This is a genomic window from Streptomyces sp. NPDC054842 (assembly GCF_053611025.1).
Genome location: NZ_JBSGZN010000035.1, coordinates 39,897 through 55,877, shown reverse-complemented (window position 1 = coordinate 55,877; position 15,981 = coordinate 39,897). Strand labels below are relative to the sequence as shown.

Here is a 15,981-nt window from a genome sequence, read left to right as displayed (position 1 = left end):
TCCCTACTCGGCCCCGGCCATCAGCTCCAGCATCTTCTCCGCCTCGCCCCGCCGCGCCTCCGGCACGTCCCCTTCGAGTCCCTCACAGGCGGCGAGCACCGCACGCGCGCGTGCCCGGGCCGCGGCGGGACGCCCCAGGTCGGCCTCCAGCCACCCGGCGGCGAGCTCGGACCCCGTGCGGGAGTCGAGCCCGTCGGCACCGAGGGACGCGAAGGCCGCGACCGCCCGCGTGACCTGGTCCAGCGCCTCCTCGAACGCGGCGTGCGCCACGTCCCGCGCCGCGTCGTCCTGGACGGAGCGCGCGACCAGGTCGCCGAACTGGCGGTGTGTCTGCCCGAGTTCGGCGACGAGCCGGACCCGGTCCTCGTCACCGGTGTCCGGTCCGTCGGCGTCCTCACCGGAGACGCCGGCACCGGAGTCCGGCGCCGGCAGTTCCTCCAGCGCCTCCTCGCACACGCGTACCGCCTCCGCCATCAGTTCCCGCGCCCCGCCCGGGCCGTCCTCTCCGCGCGCCGCGATCCAGGCGCGGGCCCGCAGCGAGCGGACCAGGCCGTGGACGTTGCCCAGGGACCGCCAGAGGTCACCGGCGCGGGCGTACGCCCGCGCCGCCTCGGCGGGCAGGTCCGCGTGGCCGAGGGCCTCGGCGGCGAGGTGGGCGAGCATCGCGTGGTCGCGCTGCTCGGGCCAGTGCCGGGCGATGTCGGCGGCCCGCAGCCAGTGCTCGGCCGCCGCCCGGTGCTCGCCCAGCTCGGTCAGGCAGTCGCCGAGCCACCACCGGGTCTGCACGACCGCGCCGTCGCCGTGGGTCTCCGCCGTCACGTCGGGCAACGCCGACTCCAGGACCTCCGCCGCCTCCGCCCAACGCCCCTGGGCGAGCAGGAAGCCGCCGAGCTGGTGCCGCGCCCACGCCCCGAGCGTCGGCCCCTCGCCGCCCTCGTCGGCCCAGTGCGCCGCCTCCAGGGCGTGCTCGGCGGCGGGGCCGGGCCGTCCGTCGGCGGCGAGGATCTCGGCCAGCTGCAGGTGCAGCTGCGCGTGTCCGACCGGCTCCAGGTAGGGGCCGCCGCCGTCCAGCGCCGCCCGCACCGCTCGCTCCGCCGTCCCCGGGTCGCCGAGGTGCCGCGCGATCCCGGCGAGGCGGGCCTGGTACTCCACCGCGAACCACGGCAGCCCGGCCGCCGTGAACTCCCCGACCGCCCGCTCGTACAGCTCGGCGGCCGCCACGGCGTCCCCGGTGTGCGCGGCCAGCTCCGCGAGCATGGCCCGCGCCTCCGCGGCCCGGGCGGCCAGCCAGGTCAGGTCGGTGTGCGGCCCGGCGAGCGCCAGCAGCTCCCGTACGGCCGTCTCGGCCTCGGCGAGGACGGCGTCCGTGCCGGCGTCCTCCGCCTCCCCGTCCGCGGCCTCGTGCACCCGCTGCATCAGGATCCGCGCGCGGGCCACCAGGACGGAGGCCGCCTGGCGTACGCCCGTGGCGTCCGCCGCGAGAAGGACCAGCACCCGCTCGTACGGCTCCTGTACGGCCGCGAGCGCCTCCTCGGTCCGGCCCGTCCCGGCGTGGGCGTACGCCGCACGCGCGCGTGCCGCGAGCGCCTCGCCCGGGTCGCCCGCCTCCACGTACCACTCGGCGGCCTGTTCGAAGAGTGCCGCGCCCTCGGGGCCCAGGCCCATCGCCTCGTGCTCGGCGATCTCCGCGCGGTCGTGGGGGCCCAGCTCCGCGCCCTCGGCCGCACGGGCCACCGCGGCCCACGCGGCGACGGCCTCGGGAGCCATCTCCTCGGACAGCCGCCGCGCCCGCGCGAGCAGCGCGGGCAGGTCCGGCTCGGCGGCCGGCTCCCCGGACACGGCGACGGCCGCCGCCGGCCGCGGAGCGGGGGCGGGACGGGTGCTGCGCACGCCCAGCGGCAGCCGGTCCACCAGGGGCCGCCGGTCCATGCGGGCGCGGGCCCGGTCGCCGACGTACGAGGTGCCGTTGCGCGCGTCGAAGCGGGCGGCCAGCGCGAGGGCCTCCTCGCGCGCGTGGACGGCCAGGTCGGCCGCGGTCCAGCTGCGCCCGGCCGGGCCGGGCACCGGCTGCCCGCCGAGCCCCAGCTCGGTCAGCCGGTCCATCAGCAGGGCCACCACCGCCATGAAGTCCAGCCTGCTGCGCGGCTCCCCGGCGTCGGTGAAGTACGCCGGCCGCTCCGCGAGCAGTTCCAGGGCGCGGGCCTCGTTGCCGCTCAGCGCGCAGAACTCGACGTGGTCCGCGTAGGCGCCGCGCATGCTCTCCATGGCACGGACCAGCCGCAGGCCCCGCAGGTGGTGGGCGCGCGCCTCGTCGAGACGGCCCAGCCGCAGCAGCGGCAGCAGCGAGGACGCCAGGACGGCGTGCGGCTCGTGGGCGCACGTGTACCGGCCCTCCAGGACCGGCCGCCACATCTCCAGCGCCTCCGCGTCCCCGTGCCGCAGCGCCTGCCACCACCCCTGGTCGTGCAGCTCGCAGGCGTGGCAGTCGGCCATGCTGTCCCGGTCGGCGGCCAGCCACGCCGTGTACGCGCGCTCGGCCCGCTCCAGGTCGCCGATGTGCTGCGCCACGCTGAACTCGGCGCTGCGCACGGCCCGTTCGGAGTGCCCGGCGAGGCGGTAGCGGTGCTCCATCTCGCCGAGCCACTTCTCGATGGAGGCGAGCGGGATGTGCGGCTGGCCGAGCATGCCGGCGGACATCCACTTGAACACCCAGTGCAGGGAGTGGGTCTCGTACTCGTCGAAGTCCTCGGGGCGCTCGTCCCACATGCGCAGCAGGCGCGCGAAGGGGACGAACATCTTGTCCTTCTCGGAGCTGTAGTTGTAGACCTTCAGCTGGTGTCCGAGCGCCTCGATCACGGCGAGCGGGATGTTCAGCTTCTCGGCCTCGGCGAGCAGGTGCTCCGCGCGCGCGTTGCGGGCCGGGCCCTCGGGCTGCTCGTAGTTCTCCGCCATCGCGTGGCGCAGCGTGTCGAAGTCCATGACCTGGCTCATCGGCGGTCGTCCTCCCCGGACTCGGTGTGCGTGGCCCATTCGAGGAGGCCGAGGAACGCGCGGTTGAGCAGCGCGGAGTCCGCGGGCCGCAGCGGGCGCTGCGCCATCAGCAGGGCCTGCCCGTAGAGGGACTCGGTGGCCGTGCCGATCAGTTCGGGGTCGCGCAGGGAACTGACCTTGCGGATCAGCGGGTTGAGGTGGTTCAGGACCAGCCGGGCGCGTGGGGCGCTGCCGCGCAGCGAGCCGAGGATGCCGGCCCACAGGTCGTCGGCCTGCTCCTCGGCGTCCGCGCGGGCCTGCTCGTGCCGGGCCGCCCGGTCGTCCAGGTGCAGCGCCGGTACGGACAGCGGGTGGAACGAGCGCAGCGTGACGTCGCAGCCCAGCGGGTCGAGCTTGGCGCGGGCGGCGGCCAGGAAGCCCGCGAGGGCCAGCTCCTCCGCCGGGTCGACCATGTCCAGGTGCGCCGTGACGGTGTCCGCGTCCAGCTCGGCGACGACCGTCCCCGGACGCACCGAGGGGAGGGCGGCGACGAGCTCGGCGTCGTACGTGTAGCCGCCGTTGACGACGCCCACGCCCTGCGCGGACGCGATGGGAGCGACCTGCCGGTACTCCTCCACGGTCCGCGTGAAGTGCACCACCGGGTGCCGCTGCGCGAACTCCTCCAGGGACAGCCGTCCGTCGGTCGTCTCGAAGGGCAGCCACGGCAGCATCGTGCGCAGCATCTCGCCGTCGTGCCTGGCCAGCGACTTCACGCCCAGATAGTGCACGGACAGGAAGGCCGCGAGCCGCTCCGGGTCGCCCGCGGCGAGCCCGGTCAGCCAGGACCGGATGCGCTCGCCCAGCGCGTCCCGCACGCCCGCCAGCGTCTCGTCCTCGTACAGCGACTCGCGCGAGGCGGTGGGCCGCAGGCTGTCCGTGTCCAGGACGCAGCGCACGAAGAACGCCCAGTCGGGCAGCAGCTGATCGGCCCGCTCGGTGAGCAGCATGCCCTTGAGGTGGACGCGGTGCCCGGCGCGCTGGGCGGGGCTGACCGCCGACGGCAGCACGTAGGCGACACCGCGGACCCCGGCGAGCGGCACGTCCAGGTCGATCGAGTCCAGCGGCGTGAACCCGAACAGGTCGTGGCAGTGGCGCGCCAGGGCGACCCGCCGGGTCGCGGGGCTCGGGTAGGGGCGGTCCCAGGGCGCCGGCAGGTCGGTGACCGCCTCCTCGCCCACCCGGACGTCGTACGGCAGCAGCGAGCCGAAGTCCCGGGCCAGCGAGCGCACCCGCTCCTCGGTCAGCCACTCGCCCGCCCCGGCGCGCGCCACCAGGTGCACGGTCGTGCCCGGTTCGGGCCGCGCCGCGTCGGGCAGCGTCCTGACGGTGTACGAACCGTCGTCGGTCGCCGTCCACTCCACGGGTGGCGCCCCGGGCGTACGGGCGCTGCGGCTGACGACGCGGATCCGCTCGGCGACCACGAAGCAGGCCAGCAGACCGATGCCGAACTGCCCCAGGAAGTCGGAGCGCGCCGACTCCAGCCCCTCGCCCCGCTTGGAGCTGCGGCCGATCGTCGCGAGGAGGCTGTGCACGTCGGACTCGGTGAGCCCGACGCCGGAGTCCTCCACGCGCAGGGCACTCCCGTCGCCCTCGACGTACAGCCGGACCGAGGCCGGCGCGTCCGGCTGCTCGGCCCGCCGCGCGGTGATGGCGTCCACGGCGTTCTGCAGCAGCTCGCGCAGATAGACCTTGGGACTGGAGTAGAGGTGATGGGAGAGGAGGTCCACGAGGCCGCGCAGGTCGACCTGGAACGTGTGAGGTGACTGGGGTGCCGGGGATGACTGAGAAGTCTGTGAGTCCATCGTCGCTAGCGCCGGTGGGGGGACTGGCGACGGCGCGGGGTCGGGCGGTCCCGGGGCACGGTGACCGCGAACAGGGCGGGCGCGTCATCCTAGGCCGCGAACGACCCGCCTGACCAGCGGATTTCCGGGACGTATGCGGCATTGTCAGTGCGGTGGTGTGCAATGGATCTCGTGCCCGCGCTCGAAGAACCACTGAAGAAGGTGCTCGGTCCCGCCACCGCGAAGGTGATGGCCGAGCATCTCGGCCTGCACACCGTCGGCGACCTGCTGCACCACTACCCCCGCAGGTACGAGGAGCGCGGGCAGCTCACCCACCTCGCCGACCTGCCCATGGACGAGCACGCGACGGTGGTCGCCCAGGTCGCCGACGCCCGCCTGGCGACCTTCTCCTCGCCCAAGGCGCCGCGCGGCAAGGGCCAGCGCCTCGAAGTGACCATCACGGACGGCAGCGGCCGTCTCCAGCTCGTCTTCTTCGGCAACGGCGTGCACAAGCCGCACAAGGACCTCCTGCCCGGCACGCGCGCGATGTTCTCCGGCAAGGTCTCCGTCTTCAACCGCCGCCTCCAGCTCGCCCACCCGGCCTACGAGCTGCTGCGCGGCGACGGCGACGAGGCGGCGGAGACGGTCGACAGCTGGGCCGGCTCCCTCATCCCCCTCTATCCGGCCACCGCCAAGCTGGAGTCCTGGAAGATCGCGAAGGCGGTGCAGACGGTCCTGCCGAGCGCCCAGGAGGCCGTCGACCCGCTCCCGGACTCCCTCAGGGAGGGCCGCGGCCTGGTCTCCCTCCCCGAGGCCCTCCTCAAGATCCACCGCCCGCACACCAAGGCGGACGTCGAGGACGCCCGCGCCCGCCTGAAGTGGGACGAGGCCTTCGTCCTCCAGGTCGCCCTGGCCCGCCGCCGGCACGCCGACGCCCAGCTCCCCGCCGTCGCCCGCAGACCGCGGCCCGACGGCCTGCTCACGGCCTTCGACGCCAAGCTGCCGTTCACCCTCACCGACGGCCAGCAGAAGGTGTCCGCGGAGATCTTCCGCGACCTCGCGACCGAGCACCCGATGCACCGGCTCCTCCAGGGAGAGGTCGGTTCAGGGAAGACGATGGTCGCCCTGCGCGCCATGCTCGCCGTGGTCGACGCGGGCGGCCAGGCGGCGATGCTCGCGCCCACCGAGGTGCTCGCCCAGCAGCACCACCGGTCGATCACGGAGATGATGGGGGAGCTGGCCGAGGGCGGGATGCTCGGCGGGGCGGAGGACTCCACCAAGGTCGTGCTGCTCACCGGTTCCATGGGCACGGCGGCCCGGCGGCAGGCCCTGCTGGACCTGGTCACCGGCGAGGCCGGGATCGTCATCGGCACGCACGCCCTCATCGAGGACAAGGTGCAGTTCCACGACCTCGGCCTGGTCGTGGTGGACGAGCAGCACCGCTTCGGCGTCGAGCAGCGCGACGCCCTGCGCGGCAAGGGCAAGCAGCCCCCGCACCTGCTGGTCATGACCGCCACCCCCATTCCCCGCACGGTCGCGATGACCGTCTTCGGCGACCTGGAGACCTCGGTCCTTGACCAGCTCCCGGCCGGGCGCTCGCCCATCGCCAGCCACGTCGTGCCGGCCGCCGACAAACCGCACTTCCTGGCCCGCGCCTGGGAGCGGGTGCGCGAGGAGGTCTCGAACGGCCATCAGGCGTACGTCGTCTGCCCGCGCATCGGCGACGAGGAGGAGGGCAGGGCCAAGAAGAAGTCCCCCGAGGACGACGCCGAGAAGCGCCCGCCGCTCGCCGTCCTGGACATCGCCGACCAGCTCGCCAAGGGCCCGCTGCGGGGGCTGGGCGTCGAAGTGCTGCACGGCAGGATGCCGCCCGACGACAAGGACGCCGTGATGCGCCGCTTCGCCGCCGGCGAGACGGACGTCCTCGTCGCGACGACGGTCATCGAGGTCGGCGTCAACGTGCCGAACGCCACCGCCATGGTGATCATGGACGCCGACCGCTTCGGCGTCTCGCAACTGCACCAGCTGCGCGGCCGGGTCGGCCGGGGCTCCGCACCCGGCCTCTGCCTGCTGGTCAGCGAGATGCCCGAAGCCAGCCCGGCCCGCCAGCGGCTGACCGCCGTCGCGTCCACCCTCGACGGCTTCGAGCTCTCCCGTATCGACCTGGAGCAGCGCCGCGAGGGCGACGTCCTCGGCCAGGCCCAGTCCGGCGTCCGCTCCTCGCTGCGCATGCTCACCGTCATCGACGACGAGGAGATCATCGCCGAGGCCCGCGAGGAGGCCGCCGCGGTCGTCGCCGCCGACCCGGAGCTGGAGCGCCTCCCCGGCCTGCGCACCGCGCTGGACGCCCTCCTGGACGAGGAGCGCGAGCAGTACCTGGACAAGGGCTGAGCGAGGCGGGAGAGCGCCGCCCCGGCCGGGGCTGACAGACTGGAGCGGTCACACCCGCCCGTGAAAACCCCCACGCACGAAGGACGAGAGAGATGACCCGCGTGATCGCCGGCCGGGCCGGCGGACGCCGTCTGGCCGTCCCGCCGGGCACCGGCACCCGCCCCACCTCCGACCGGGCGCGCGAGGCCCTCTTCTCCACCTGGCAGTCCCTGCTCGGCGGCCCGCTGGACGGCGAGCGCGTCCTCGACCTGTACGCCGGCTCGGGCGCGGTGGGCCTGGAGGCCCTCAGCCGCGGCGCCGGACACACCCTCCTCGTCGAGGCCGACGCCCGGGCGGCCCGCGTGATCCGGGAGAACGTCGCGTCCCTGGGGCTGCCCGGCGCCGAGGTCAGATCGGGCAAAGCCGAGCAGATCGTCCGCGGCGCGGCCCCGGCCGACCCCTATGACCTGGTCTTCCTCGATCCGCCGTACGCCGTCTCGGACGACGATCTTCGCGAGATCCTCCTCACACTCCGCTCGGAGGGCTGGCTCGCGGACGATGCGCTCGTCACCGTGGAGCGCAGCACCAGAGGCGGCGAATTCGGGTGGCCGGACGGCTTCGAGGCGCTCCGGAGCCGTCGTTACGGCGAGGGAACGTTTTGGTACGGTCGCGCCGCCTCTACGTGCGAAGACGCACCATGACCGGACCGGAGAGCGAGGGACCTCAGTTGCGCCGCGCCGTCTGTCCCGGGTCATTCGACCCGATCACCAACGGACACCTCGACATCATCGCCCGCGCCTCCAAGCTGTACGACGTGGTGCATGTCGCGGTGATGATCAATCAGTCCAAGAAGGGCCTCTTCGAGATCGAGGAGCGCATCGACCTGATCCGCCAGGTCACCGCCGAGTTCGGCAACGTGGAGGTCGAGTCCTTCCACGGCCTGCTCGTCGACTTCTGCAAGCAGCGCGACATCCCGGCCATCGTCAAGGGCCTGCGCGCCGTCAGCGACTTCGACTACGAACTCCAGATGGCCCAGATGAACAACGGCCTGTCGGGCGTCGAGACCCTGTTCGTCCCCACGAACCCCACCTACAGCTTCCTGTCCTCCTCCCTCGTCAAGGAGGTGGCGGCCTGGGGCGGCGACGTCTCTCACCTGGTGCCGCCCCTGGTCCTGGAAGCCCTCACCGAGCGCCTCGCGCAGAGCTGAGACGCTCCCCGGGAGCTGACGGCCCGTCACCCGGTGTCGGAGGTGGCGGGAGTGGTCGTACAGTCGACCCGTCCGTCTCCATCACAGCTGTAGAGAGTGGCGAGCACACGGTGGACGTGCAGAAGAAGCTCGATGAGATCGTCGCGTCGGTCTCCGGCGCCCGTTCCATGCCCATGTCGGCCTCGTGCGTGGTCAACCGCGCCGAGCTGCTCTCGATGCTCGAAGAGCTGCGCCAGGCCCTGCCGGGCTCGCTGGCCCAGGCCCAGGAGCTGATCGGCGGCCGCGAGCAGCTGGTCGAGCAGGCCCGCCAGGAAGCCGAGCGAATCATCGAGAACGCGCACGCCGAGCGCGGCTCCCTGATCTCCGACACCGAGGTCGCCCGCCGCTCGCAGAACGAGGCCGACCGCATCCTCGCCGAGGCCCGGCAGGAGGCCGAGGAGATCCGCGCCGAGGCCGACGACTACGTCGACTCCAAGCTCGCCAACTTCGAGGTCGTCCTCACCAAGACCCTCGGCTCCGTCGGCCGCGGCCGCGAGAAGCTCCTCGGCACCGGGCCCGGCCTGGACGAACAGGGCTACGAGGACGAGGACGCACCCGAGCGCAGCCAGGACCCGGAGACGCTGCGCCGCGCCGCGGACGAGTACGTCGGGGTCAAGCTCGGCGCCTTCGAGGCCGTCCTCGCCAAGACCCTGGAGGCCGTCGGCCGGGGCCGCCAGAAACTGCACGGCCGCATCGCCAGCGACGACCTGAGTTCCCTCACGGACGACGGGACGGCCGTCCAGCACACCAGCGACGCGGACTACCTGGCCGGCCTCGCGGACCTCTCCGAGGCTCCCGAGCAGCCCGCCCGGGCGCCCGAGGTGCCGGCCCAGCCGTCCTACCAGCAGCAGCAGGAGGCGTACGCCTACCAGCAGCAGCAGGCGGACCCCTACGGCTACCAGCAGCAGACGGATCCCGACGGCTACCAGCAGCAGTACGCCCAGCAGGACGCGTACGGGTACCAGCAGGCCGATCCCTACGCCTACCAGCAGCAGGGCTACGACCAGCAGGCCGCGTACGGCCAGGACCAGCAGCCCGCGTACGGCCGGAACCAGGGCCAGGACCAGCAGCAGGCCTATCAGCAGCAGCCGCAGGCCCAGGCCCTCGACGAGACCAGCCTCTTCGACACCGGCATGATCAGCGCGGAGCAGCTGCGGGCCTACGAGCAGGGGCGCGGCGGCCACTGAGGGCCCCGAGCGCACCGGATTGGGCCGTGAGCGATTGGTCCAGTATCCTGGCTGTTCGGTCGCGCGTACGTCCGTGATCAGAGCTGCCCGGAAGATCAGGGCGGCGCTCCCCCCAACGAAGATCGAAAGCAGGAATGGCTCTGAACGCCCGCCTCGACCACCGCAACCCTCTCGTGTTCGACACACACGAGCTGGGGCGGCGTCCTGGCGCGCTGCAGCGCCTGACCCGTTCGATCGACGCTCCCGCGGATCTGGGCATCCAGGGAGTCATCGGAGTGCCGGAAGGCGCCCCGGTGGAGCTTGACCTCCGCCTGGAGTCGGTCATGGAAGGGGTGCTTGTCACAGGCACCGCCCGTGCATCGGCCAAGGGGGAGTGCGTAAGGTGTCTGGAGCCGCTAGAGCTGGAGCTCGACGCGGAATTCCAGGAGATGTTCTCGTACCCTGACGCCGATGACCGGGGCCGTGTGAAAGCGGAACCGGCCGACGACGCCGAGGAAGACGAGGACACTCTCTTCATCGAGGACGGCCTGTTCGACCTCGAACCCGTGCTGCGGGATGCGGTGGTGCTCGCACTGCCGATGCAGCCGGTGTGCCAGGACGACTGCCCCGGCCTGTGCTCCGAGTGCGGAGCACGGCTGGCTGACGACCCGGGCCACCACCACGACGCCGTCGACATCCGTTGGGCGGCACTGCAGGGACTCGCCGGTTCACTCGAAGATGGCGAGAAGGACGAGATGAGCGGCGGCGCGCCTCGATCAGCACGCGCCGACGAGAAGCAGGAGAAGTAGCCGTGGCTGTTCCGAAGCGGAAGATGTCGCGCAGCAACACGCGCCACCGCCGGTCGCAGTGGAAGGCTGCGGTCCCCACCCTGGTTGCGTGCGAGCGCTGCCACGAGCCCAAGCTGCAGCACATCGCGTGCCCCGCTTGCGGCACCTACAACAAGCGCCAGGTCCTCGAGGTCTGAGCGGCCGGTGAGAGGTCTGATGTCTGACGCCAAGGCGGATTCCAACGCCAAGAAAAAGGCGGACAACACAGCCTCGTCCCACACGCTTCTGGAAGGGCGGCTCGGCTACAAGCTGGAGTCCGCCCTTCTGGTGCGTGCACTGACGCACCGTTCCTACGCGTACGAGAACGGCGGCCTGCCCACCAACGAGCGCCTGGAGTTCCTCGGGGACTCCGTGCTCGGCCTGGTGGTCACGGACACGCTGTACCGCACCCACCCCGACCTGCCCGAAGGCCAGCTGGCCAAGTTGCGGGCCGCGGTGGTCAACTCGCGTGCGCTGGCGGAGGTGGGCCGCGGGCTCGACCTCGGCTCCTTCATCCGGCTGGGCCGGGGCGAGGAAGGCACGGGCGGCCGGGACAAGGCGTCCATCCTCGCCGACACCCTTGAAGCGGTGATCGGCGCGGTCTATCTCGACCAGGGTCTCGAGGCGGCGGGCGAACTCGTCCACCGGCTCTTCGATCCCCTGATCGAAAAGTCGTCGAATCTGGGCGCCGGCCTGGACTGGAAGACCAGTCTCCAGGAACTCACCGCGACCGAGGGCCTCGGGGTTCCCGAGTACCTGGTCTCGGAGACGGGCCCGGACCACGAGAAGACCTTTACTGCTGCCGCCCGCGTCGGAGGCGTCTCGTACGGCACCGGCACCGGCCGCAGCAAGAAGGAGGCGGAGCAGCAGGCGGCGGAGTCCGCGTGGCTCTCCATCCGCTCCGCCTCGGACGAACGCAAGAAGGCGGCGGCCGAGGCCCAGGCCGAGGTCGCGAAGGCCGAAGCCGAGGCTCAGGCCGAGGCCGAGGTCGCTTCGGCGGCTGCCGAAGCCGCCGAGCACGCCGAGGGGAACGCCGACGCCTCCTCGGCGTCCGCCTGACAAGTCACACCGAGCGCCCGCCCCTGTCACGGGGGCGGGCGTCATGGTGTGCGGGGAGCAGACATGCCCGAACTGCCCGAGGTCGAGGTCGTCCGACGAGGACTGGAGCGGTGGGTCGCCCACCGCACCGTCGCCGAGGCCCACGTACTGCACCCGCGTGCCGTACGCCGCCACACCGCGGGCGGTGAGGACTTCGCCCACCGTCTGAAGGGGCAGCGTGTCGGCGTCCCGAGCCGCCGCGGCAAGTACCTGTGGCTCCCCCTGGAGACGACGAGCACCGCGGTCCTCGCCCACCTCGGCATGAGCGGCCAACTGCTCGTGCAGCCGCACGAGGCCCCCGACGAGAAGCACCTGCGGATCAGGGTCCGCTTCGCCGACGACCTCGGCACGGAACTGCGCTTCGTGGACCAACGCACCTTCGGCGGGCTGTCGTTGCACGAGACGACCCCCGACGGGCTGCCCGACGTCATCGCCCACATCGCGCGCGACCCGCTCGACCCGCTCTTCGACGATGCCGCCTTCCACGAGGCACTGCGCCGGCGCCGTACGACCATCAAGCGGGCGCTGCTCGACCAGTCGCTGATCAGCGGCGTCGGCAACATCTACGCGGACGAGGCGCTGTGGCGCGCCCGCGTCCACTACGAGCGCCCCACGGCCGGCTTCACGCGCCCGCGCACCGCCGAACTCCTCGGCCACGTACGGGACGTGATGAACGCGGCCCTCTCGGTCGGAGGCACCAGTTTCGACAGTCTCTACGTCAACGTGAACGGGGAGTCGGGCTACTTCGACCGCTCGCTCGACGCGTACGGACGTGAGGGCCTGCCCTGCCGGCGCTGTGCCACGCCGATGCGGCGGCGCGCCTGGATGAACCGGTCCAGCTACTTCTGCCCCAAGTGCCAGCGGGCGCCGCGCCTCGCGGTCTGAACGGCGTGCAGAAGCGGGCGCCGGGTGAGCGGCGGTCGGCCCAGTGGGGGAGCGAGGCCCGGGTGGGCGACGTCAGCCCGGCAGCGGGTCCTGTCGGCGCACGTGCCGCCTCTCAGACGGCTGCGGCACCGCGGGTCTCGTCGTAGCGCCCGCGCGCTTCCAGGACGTCGTCCATGCGGCCCTCCAGGAAGTGGATGAGCGTCAGCAGGCGCTCGGCGACCTCGCGCCCCAGCGGCGTCAGTTCGTAGTCCACGCGCGGCGGGTTCGTCGGCTGCGCCTCACGGTGCACCAGGCCGTCCCGCTCCAGGGCGTGCAGTGTCTGGGACAGCATCTTCTCGCTCACGCCGTCGACGCGGCGGCGCAGCTCGTTGAAGCGCAACGAGCCCTCGTGCAGCGCTCCGAGCGTGAGCGCGCCCCAGCGGCCGGTGACGTGCTCCAGCGTGCCCCGGGACGGACAGCTGCGGGCGAACACGTCGTACGCGAGGTCCGGAGACTCGACGCTCTCCACGGCCCTGGCGGCCTGCGCGGTGGATTCCATGACGCCAGCATACTGCGCCGCAGCGCTAACTGTTGGGTTGCACTAACCAGAAGTTAGTGCTTTCCTTTCGACACCGCTGAGGAGCGGCGCCGATGCCGGCCGCTCCCGTCTTCCTCACCTCAGGAGTACCGACGTGACGACCCCTGTTGTCTCCATCGCCTACCACTCCGGGTACGGCCACACCGCCGTCCTCGCCGAGGCCGTCCGTGCCGGTGCCGCCGACACCGGGGCGGAGGTGCACCTGGTCAAGGTCGACGAGATCACCGAGGAGCAGTGGGCGCTGCTCGACGCCTCCGACGCGATCGTCTTCGGCTCGCCCACGTACATGGGCACCGCTTCCGGCGCCTTCCACGCGTTCGCCGAGGAGTCCTCGAAGCGCTGGTTCGGGCAGGACTGGAAGGACAAGCTGGCGGCCGGATTCACCAACTCGGCGTCCAAGAGCGGCGACAAGCTGCACACGCTCCAGTTCTTCCAGACGCTCGCCGCGCAGCACGGCATGAACTGGGTGAGCCTCGGCCTGCTCCCCGGCTGGAACAGCAGCACCGCCTCCGAGAACGACCTCAACCGCCTCGGCTTCTTCGCCGGCGCCGCCGCCCAGTCCAACAACGACCAGGGCCCGGAGGGCGTCCACAAGGCCGACGTGGCGACGGCCGAGCACCTCGGCCGCCGGGTCGCGCAGACGGCCCGGGTGTTCGCCCTGGGCCGCGCGGCAGCGGCGTGACGGGGGCGGGGGGCCTCGCTTGAGGGGAGCGTCCCTGCCTCAGCGCCGGGGTCGCTGGTCCGGTCGCCAGTGGCCGGAGCCTCCGGTCGGTGAGCCGAGGCGGACCCGGTCGTCGTCCGTCCCCATGCTCATGGACGGCGAAAAACGTGAAGCGGCCCGGACCCGACAAGATGTGCGCGTCCGGGCCGTTTCCGCGGTTACCTCAGTAACCGAAGTCCTGCGTCCACCAAGGGCCGCCGGAGGCGAAGTGGGCGCCGACTCCCAGGGTCTTGAAGTCGCAGTTCAGTATGTTGGCGCGGTGGCCGGGGCTGTTCATCCAGGCTTCCATGACCGCCTCGGCGGTGGCCTGGCCCCGGGCTATGTTCTCGCCGCCCAGGTCGGTGACGCCGGCCTTCGCCGCCCGGTCCCAGGGCGAGGCCCCGCTCGGGTCGGTGTGGTCGAAGAAGCCGCGCGTGGCCATGTCCTGGCTGAACGCGGCGGCCAGCTCGGACAGCGCGCTGTTGGCCGCCACCGGGCTGCAGCCGACCTTGGCCCGCTCCTCGTTGACCAGCTTCAGCACCGCGGTCTCGGCGGCCGTCTCGGCCGACACGTTCGCCGGGGCGGGCTTCTTGGGGGCCTTGGTGGCCGCCTGGCCGGGCTTCTTGGTCGCCTGCGACTTGCCGGGCTTCTCGGAAGGCTTCGCGGAGGGCGTCGCCGACGGCTTCTCGGCGGTCTTGGACGGAGCGGCCGGGGGCGAGGCGGAGCGCTCGGCGTCGCGGCTCGTGCCGGTGTCGTCGCGGTCCTCCGCGGCGGCGGTCGAGCCGCCCTGCTCGGTCTCCAGGCCGGACGGGGAGCTGGCCGCCTGGACCTTGTCCGAGGCGTTGCCGCCGCCGACCGAGTAGTTGTCGCTGCCGGGCAGCACGCCGGCGGCCACCGCGACGGTGCCCAGCGCGACGGCCGCGGAGACCCCGAGCAGACCGGTGCGCACCGGCGCCCCGGCCTTCTTCTTGCGGTGCGAGCGCGCGGCGGCGTTCTGCGGGAGGTCGGCCACCGCGGCGTAGCCGTACAGGTTCTCCGGCCCGTAGCTCTCCGTGTGTACCCGGTGTGCGTCCGTGACGCCGGTGGCGCGGCCCGTGGCGGCGGCGCCGGCGGCGGAGCGTCGGTGGCGTCCCATCTCCTGGCCTTCCTCGTCCTTGCGGTCACCATCACTCACTCGAACGAGTGAGTTTCACATGCGACTCATTGGGTCGGGACGGTACCCCATGGCGCAAGGGGAGGAAGTGCTCCGAGGCACATTGTCCGGTTAGCGTGCACCCATGAACGAGGATGTGCGGCTCGTCGCGTGGGTGCGCGGACAGGTCCAGGGAGTGGGTTTCCGCTGGTTCACGCGTGCCAGGGCCCTGGAGATCGGCGGGCTGAGTGGCTTTGCTCTCAATTTGGAGGACGGACGCGTCCAGGTGGTCGCCGAGGGCCCCCGCGCGGCGTGCGACGGCCTCCTGGAGTGGCTCCGCGGAGACGACACACCCGGGCGCGTGGACGGAGTCACTGAGATATGGGACACGCCCCGCGGCATCTACGACGGTTTCGCCATCCGCTGACGGGGACGCCGGCGACCCCGTCAGCGGGGTGCCCGGCAGCCGCCGCCGGTAGCCGCCCGGAGCGGGAATGACCTGGTGGTTGCCAAAGAACGGCTCGCCGTGGCAGGCTCCGCGGATAGGTTGATCTCCACGCCCCGAGGGCCCCGCAGGAGTCGTCGCGCCGCCCGGTCAGGGCCGCGTGCCCCCGGGTTGTCCGCCAATACGGGGCGTGATCGTGTTGACCGTCAAACTTTTTGGTGAGACTCTGAAAGCCCCGCGCACCTTAGCTGTTTGGCATGTAGGAACGGCAGCAGAACTCAAGAGTGTCAAGCATCGCGGGTGCGATTCCCTCACGACCCACACCGCTTCGGTCGGTCACTCAGTGTGGAGGACCATCCATCATGGCAAAGGCGCTTCTCGGTTACGTCGGCGGCTCCGACCCGCGGCTCATCGCCGAGATGCGACGGCTCCAGCAGCGCGTCCAGGACCTCGAATCCGAGCTCGTACGGATTCAGGCCGAGAAGGACGCGCTCGCGGCTGCCGCTTCTCACGACTCCTTTGAGAGCATCGACGTACCCCAGGCGGAGCCTGCGCTCACCTGATCGCTGGGCCGCACTACGACAGCAGTGGTCGAAGCAGTACCGTCGGCCGCCTCGCTGTCAGAATCGCAAGGGACGCCTCTTCGGCGTCCCTTCTTTTTTGTCCCCCCACACTCCCCACTCTCTTAACGGATGGTGTGCCCTGCACGTTCATGGGTGAAACC

15 protein-coding genes are annotated in these 15,981 nt (G+C 72.2%); 11 read left to right on the top strand and 4 right to left on the bottom strand.

All coding sequences use genetic code 11. The features are described from left to right. Positions 1 to 3: 3 nt before the first annotated feature. A complete protein-coding gene (locus ACWGIS_RS25345; protein ID WP_453364745.1) occupies positions 4 to 2,991 on the bottom strand; it encodes a tetratricopeptide repeat protein in 2,988 nt (995 codons plus the stop codon). Beyond that, on the bottom strand, positions 2,988 to 4,832 hold the full coding sequence (locus tag ACWGIS_RS25340; RefSeq protein ID WP_453364744.1) for an HSP90 family protein: 1,845 nt from the start codon (positions 4,830 to 4,832) through the stop codon (positions 2,988 to 2,990). Before ACWGIS_RS25340 ends, ACWGIS_RS25345 begins: the two co-directional genes overlap by 4 nt. A gap of 162 nt (positions 4,833 to 4,994) precedes the next feature. On the opposite strand from ACWGIS_RS25340, the gene recG reads away from it, so the two are divergent. The 8 genes from recG to mutM all read left to right on the top strand — a co-directional run bounded on the left by recG (position 4,995) and on the right by mutM (position 12,403). Beyond that, a complete protein-coding gene (recG, locus tag ACWGIS_RS25335; RefSeq protein WP_453364743.1) occupies positions 4,995 to 7,202 on the top strand; it encodes an ATP-dependent DNA helicase RecG in 2,208 nt (735 codons plus the stop codon). A 92-nt stretch (positions 7,203 to 7,294) separates the two neighbouring features. Beyond that, positions 7,295 to 7,882 (top strand): 16S rRNA (guanine(966)-N(2))-methyltransferase RsmD, encoded by a 588-nt coding sequence (rsmD, locus tag ACWGIS_RS25330; protein WP_453364742.1) that lies wholly within the window; start codon positions 7,295 to 7,297, stop codon positions 7,880 to 7,882. Positions 7,883 to 7,908: 26 nt separating this feature from the next. After that, positions 7,909 to 8,388 carry a pantetheine-phosphate adenylyltransferase gene (gene coaD / locus ACWGIS_RS25325; RefSeq protein ID WP_358854892.1) on the top strand — a complete coding sequence of 160 codons (480 nt, stop codon included), beginning with the start codon at positions 7,909 to 7,911 and terminating at the stop codon, positions 8,386 to 8,388. A gap of 110 nt (positions 8,389 to 8,498) precedes the next feature. Further along, complete coding sequence (locus tag ACWGIS_RS25320; protein ID WP_453364741.1) at positions 8,499 to 9,614, top strand: ATP synthase F0 subunit B; 1,116 nt, start codon at positions 8,499 to 8,501, stop codon at positions 9,612 to 9,614. A gap of 134 nt (positions 9,615 to 9,748) precedes the next feature. Beyond that, positions 9,749 to 10,402: a YceD family protein gene (locus tag ACWGIS_RS25315; protein WP_453364740.1), complete on the top strand. Its 654-nt coding sequence runs from the start codon at positions 9,749 to 9,751 to the stop codon at positions 10,400 to 10,402. 2 nt (positions 10,403 to 10,404) lie between these two features. Next, on the top strand, positions 10,405 to 10,578 hold the full coding sequence (gene rpmF, locus ACWGIS_RS25310; RefSeq protein ID WP_006139588.1) for a 50S ribosomal protein L32: 174 nt from the start codon (positions 10,405 to 10,407) through the stop codon (positions 10,576 to 10,578). A 19-nt stretch (positions 10,579 to 10,597) separates the two neighbouring features. Further along, the gene (gene rnc / locus ACWGIS_RS25305; RefSeq protein WP_453364739.1) at positions 10,598 to 11,479 is read left to right on the top strand and encodes a ribonuclease III; all 882 of its coding nucleotides are present in this window, start codon (positions 10,598 to 10,600) and stop codon (positions 11,477 to 11,479) included. 63 nt (positions 11,480 to 11,542) lie between these two features. Then, positions 11,543 to 12,403, top strand: coding sequence for a bifunctional DNA-formamidopyrimidine glycosylase/DNA-(apurinic or apyrimidinic site) lyase (gene mutM, locus ACWGIS_RS25300; protein ID WP_453364738.1), 861 nt, complete (start codon positions 11,543 to 11,545; stop codon positions 12,401 to 12,403). Between the two features lie 112 nt (positions 12,404 to 12,515). Here the strand turns inward: mutM and ACWGIS_RS25295 are convergent, their stop codons facing one another. Continuing rightward, positions 12,516 to 12,941 (bottom strand): winged helix-turn-helix transcriptional regulator, encoded by a 426-nt coding sequence (locus tag ACWGIS_RS25295; RefSeq protein ID WP_453364737.1) that lies wholly within the window; start codon positions 12,939 to 12,941, stop codon positions 12,516 to 12,518. Between the two features lie 133 nt (positions 12,942 to 13,074). On the opposite strand from ACWGIS_RS25295, the gene ACWGIS_RS25290 reads away from it, so the two are divergent. Further along, positions 13,075 to 13,662 (top strand): flavodoxin family protein, encoded by a 588-nt coding sequence (locus tag ACWGIS_RS25290; RefSeq protein WP_453364736.1) that lies wholly within the window; start codon positions 13,075 to 13,077, stop codon positions 13,660 to 13,662. 202 nt (positions 13,663 to 13,864) lie between these two features. Here the strand turns inward: ACWGIS_RS25290 and ACWGIS_RS25285 are convergent, their stop codons facing one another. Beyond that, the gene (locus ACWGIS_RS25285; protein ID WP_453364766.1) at positions 13,865 to 14,815 is read right to left on the bottom strand and encodes a CAP domain-containing protein; all 951 of its coding nucleotides are present in this window, start codon (positions 14,813 to 14,815) and stop codon (positions 13,865 to 13,867) included. 142 nt (positions 14,816 to 14,957) lie between these two features. Here ACWGIS_RS25285 and ACWGIS_RS25280 point away from each other — a divergent pair, with 142 nt between their 5' ends. Both ACWGIS_RS25280 and ACWGIS_RS25275 read left to right on the top strand, forming a co-directional pair. Further along, positions 14,958 to 15,239 carry an acylphosphatase gene (locus tag ACWGIS_RS25280; protein WP_453364735.1) on the top strand — a complete coding sequence of 94 codons (282 nt, stop codon included), beginning with the start codon at positions 14,958 to 14,960 and terminating at the stop codon, positions 15,237 to 15,239. A 380-nt stretch (positions 15,240 to 15,619) separates the two neighbouring features. Continuing rightward, positions 15,620 to 15,820 carry a hypothetical protein gene (locus ACWGIS_RS25275; protein ID WP_355791117.1) on the top strand — a complete coding sequence of 67 codons (201 nt, stop codon included), beginning with the start codon at positions 15,620 to 15,622 and terminating at the stop codon, positions 15,818 to 15,820. Positions 15,821 to 15,981 lie beyond the last annotated feature (161 nt).

Bases quoted from the DNA above. Each gene is read 5' to 3' on its own strand.
- ACWGIS_RS25345 (WP_453364745.1), bottom strand. From the start codon at position 2,991: ATGAGCCAGGTCATGGACTTCGACACGCTGCGCCACGCGATGGCGGAG.
- ACWGIS_RS25340 (WP_453364744.1), bottom strand. From the start codon at position 4,832: ATGGACTCACAGACTTCTCAGTCATCCCCGGCACCCCAGTCACCTCAC.
- recG (WP_453364743.1), top strand. From the start codon at position 4,995: ATGGATCTCGTGCCCGCGCTCGAAGAACCACTGAAGAAGGTGCTCGGT.
- rsmD (WP_453364742.1), top strand. From the start codon at position 7,295: ATGACCCGCGTGATCGCCGGCCGGGCCGGCGGACGCCGTCTGGCCGTC.
- ACWGIS_RS25315 (WP_453364740.1), top strand. From the start codon at position 9,749: ATGGCTCTGAACGCCCGCCTCGACCACCGCAACCCTCTCGTGTTCGAC.
- rnc (WP_453364739.1), top strand. From the start codon at position 10,598: ATGTCTGACGCCAAGGCGGATTCCAACGCCAAGAAAAAGGCGGACAAC.
- mutM (WP_453364738.1), top strand. From the start codon at position 11,543: ATGCCCGAACTGCCCGAGGTCGAGGTCGTCCGACGAGGACTGGAGCGG.
- ACWGIS_RS25295 (WP_453364737.1), bottom strand. From the start codon at position 12,941: ATGGAATCCACCGCGCAGGCCGCCAGGGCCGTGGAGAGCGTCGAGTCT.
- ACWGIS_RS25285 (WP_453364766.1), bottom strand. From the start codon at position 14,815: ATGGGACGCCACCGACGCTCCGCCGCCGGCGCCGCCGCCACGGGCCGC.
- ACWGIS_RS25280 (WP_453364735.1), top strand. From the start codon at position 14,958: ATGAACGAGGATGTGCGGCTCGTCGCGTGGGTGCGCGGACAGGTCCAG.
- ACWGIS_RS25275 (WP_355791117.1), top strand. From the start codon at position 15,620: ATGGCAAAGGCGCTTCTCGGTTACGTCGGCGGCTCCGACCCGCGGCTC.